This window comes from Streptomyces panacea (assembly GCF_040560175.1).
Lineage (GTDB): Bacteria > Actinomycetota > Actinomycetes > Streptomycetales > Streptomycetaceae > Streptomyces > Streptomyces panacea.
The window spans coordinates 1-3,156 of record NZ_JARJHW010000338.1; the positions used below are offsets into that span (position 1 = coordinate 1).

Genomic DNA, 3,156 nt, shown 5'->3' on the forward strand with positions numbered 1-3,156 from the left:
CCGCCGCCGTGCCAGAGCCTCGTCGCCCGCCCGCCCGCGCACGGCCCCGGATCAGAGTGCGGCGTGCCGACACGGCCCGAAACCAAACCTCGTTCGGGTGAAGCCCCCCGGTGCCGGACGTCGCCGACTGGAGCGGCCGGTAGGAAGCGACAGTATGGGGATCAGGGGGACGCGCGGGCCGGCGGTGATCGGGCGGCGACGTGAGCGTCGTGACGGACTGCTCTATCTGGGTCTGTCGGCGGTCGGTCTGGCCGGTGCGGTGTGGGTGAGCTGGCGCTTCGGGCTTCCGGTGGCCGCCACGGTCACGGCGCTGCTGCCGACGATGGGCGGGATGTACCTGTCATGGGCGACCTTCCGCACCGCCGGCGCGGCGTACGACACGGCCGGACCCGATCTCGCCGGGACAGCCGGCCGGCTCGCCGCCGAAGTGCGCGGGCAGTGGACGGCCGAACTGACAGCGCGCCGGGTCACCGTCCCGTATGCGCTCGCCGTGTCCTGGCGCCCCGCCGAGGCAGTGCTGAGCGAGCCCTGGCACGTGCTGGGGCGCACCGCCCGCGGATGGCCGGGAGGTCCGCTCGGGAGTCCGGAGGACTGGGCACCGGATCCGGCGGGACTGGCAGGGCGGGACGGGGAGATCACCGACGTCCTTCTGCGACGCGTCCCGACCCGGCGCCTGACGGTGCTGGGGGAACCGGGATCGGGCAAAACCGTACTGCTGATCCGTCTGCTCCTGGGCCTGTTGGAGACGCGGACGGAGGGCGAGCCCGTACCGGTGCTGCTGTCACTGGCGTCCTGGGACGCGGCCACGTCGCCGTTCACCCAGTGGCTGGCACAGCAACTCGCCCGGGACTACCCGCTGTTGGGCCCCGCCGAGGCAGCGCCCGGCGGAAGCGGCGTATCCGCGCGTGCGTTGATCGAGGCGGGTCTGGTCCTGCCGCTGCTGGACGGGCTCGATGAACTGCCCCCGCGCAGCCGGGCTCTGGCGCTCGACGGGATCAACGAAGCACTGCCGCCGGGACAGGGGGTGGTGCTGGCCAGCCGGAGAGACGCCTACCTCGATACCGCGGCCCCCATCGGCCGACTGCCGGTCCGTCTGGCGGCCGCCGCGGCGGTCGAACTGTGCCCCCTGGAAGGGCAGACGGCCGCCGAATATCTCGTGCAAGGCACGGCGGGCACGGCGGGCACGGCGGGCACGGCAGGCACGGCAGGCACGGCCGCGACCGCCGTGGCCCGCTGGCGGCCGGTGGTCAGGCAACTCGCCGCCCCGGAGCGATCACCGATCGGGGCCGCCCTGTCCACCCCTCTGATGCTGGCACTGGCCGCCGCCATCTACAACGCCCGCCCGGGCGAGGACCTCACGGCCCTGCCGGACCCGGCCGAACTGTGCGACCGCACACGCCTGCCCGGGCGCCGCGACATCGAACGGCACCTGCTCGGCGCGTCCGTCACCGCCGCCTACCGACCGCACCACCGCCACCCCTGCCGCTGGAGCACCCGTACCGCGGAGCGCACCCTGCGCTTCCTCGCCGCCCATCTGCGCGGCCTCGACGACAGCACCGATCTGGCCTGGTGGCGACTGCGTACGGCACTGCCGCGCCGCCTCGTGGCCCACACCACCGGCGTACTGCTCGGGCTGGCTTCCTGGATCACCGCGCTGCTGGCCGCCTATGTCCGCACCAGCCTGACCGGCGACACTCAACTGTGGTGGGTCGTCGGCGCGCCCTCGGCGCTGATCGCCGGCATGGCCGCCGGTCTGGCCTGCGGCGTCAGCGCGGCCATGACCGCCGGAGTGACCAGCACGACGGCCGACACGCTGGCGTTCTGGATGGTCGATCCCGCCGAAGCGGGGCCGCGTTTCCCCTCGGACTACATCCCGCTCGGCGGGCTCGCCTTCGGATTCGCCGCCGGACTGATCGGAAGTCTGGTCGGAGCCCGAACCGCCCGCACACGCGGCGCTCCGACCGCGGCGCCGCCCTGGTACTGGGACTGGGGAATGTGCCTACGCGGCCTGGCCGCCGGCCTGGCCCTGTGGTTCCCGTGCTCCTGGCTCGGCGCCGCGACAGCGATCTCCGTCGCCCTCATCAACGCCGCCGTCTACGCCACCGCCGGCGGCCTCCTCGGATCCCGAACCCGCCGCCCGGACACCGACTTTCCCGCCCCCGCCACCCGGCTCCGCTGGTCCTTCGACCCCCGCGCCATCGCCATCGGGCTGGCCGCGGGCCCCGCCTTCGGAACGGCACTGCTCCTCATGGACTACCCGGCCAACCTCATCGCGGGCAACCAGCACCCCCTCGCCGCCGGACCCCTCAGCTACATCACGTACTCCGCCCTGGACGGACTCGGCCTCGGCCTGGCCGCGGCGATTCAGGCCCGCCCCGCCGACGCGGCCACCGCCTCAGCACCCGACTCCCTGCTCCGCCAGGACCGCACAGCCTTCCGTCACCTCCTCCTGCTGACCACCCTCTTCGCGGGACTCGCGCTCATCGCGCCCACCACGCTCACCGCCCTGATCACCGGCGACCCATTCTCCGGCTTCTCCGTCCCGCCTGACGGAACCCATCTCCTCTCACCGCTCCCTCCCCCGGCCCGGTCCGCCGCGTACTCCCTGACCCTGGCCGCCGGGGGACTCGCGGTGGGCCTGGCCGCCGCCATGAACCGCACCGCCTGCTGGCCCTACACGCTCACCCGTGCCTACCTCGCCGTCCGTTACCGGCTTCCCTTCCATCTCACCCAGTTCCTGACCGACGCCCACCGCCACCGCTCGCTGCTCCGCCAGGCAGGGGCCGTCTACCAGTTCCGCCATCTCGAACTGCAACACCACTTCACCCGGACCGACTTGAACAGCCACCCGCCGACGCCCAGCACACCGCACCGGTGATCGCGGCGCACGGCCATCGGACAACGGACGCGCGGCAGGTCGCCGCCGCCGACCACTCCGCCCTTCGCGCGGCGCGGCTCAGGGACCGCATGGCTCGACTCCCGCACCGGGGGCCGCCTCGTCGGTGGTGACACCCGGCTCGTGACCCTCCGGACCCTCCTGCGGCAGGCGCGGCCTCGCCGGCTGCCGACCAGGTGCCGGCTTGGGGACCGGGCACGTCGAACCCCTCTATGACGCGGTGACGACCCTCGCGGCACGGATCGGCCGTACCGCGACCG

Annotated in this window: 1 protein-coding gene; it reads left to right on the top strand. The window is 73.8% G+C overall.

The window, feature by feature from the left end; all coding sequences use genetic code 11:
* Positions 1-154 precede the first annotated feature (154 nt).
* Positions 155-2,878 (top strand): NACHT domain-containing protein, encoded by a 2,724-nt coding sequence (locus P3L51_RS35655; RefSeq protein WP_354609518.1) that lies wholly within the window; start codon positions 155-157, stop codon positions 2,876-2,878.
* The last annotated feature ends 278 nt before the right edge of the window (positions 2,879-3,156 follow it).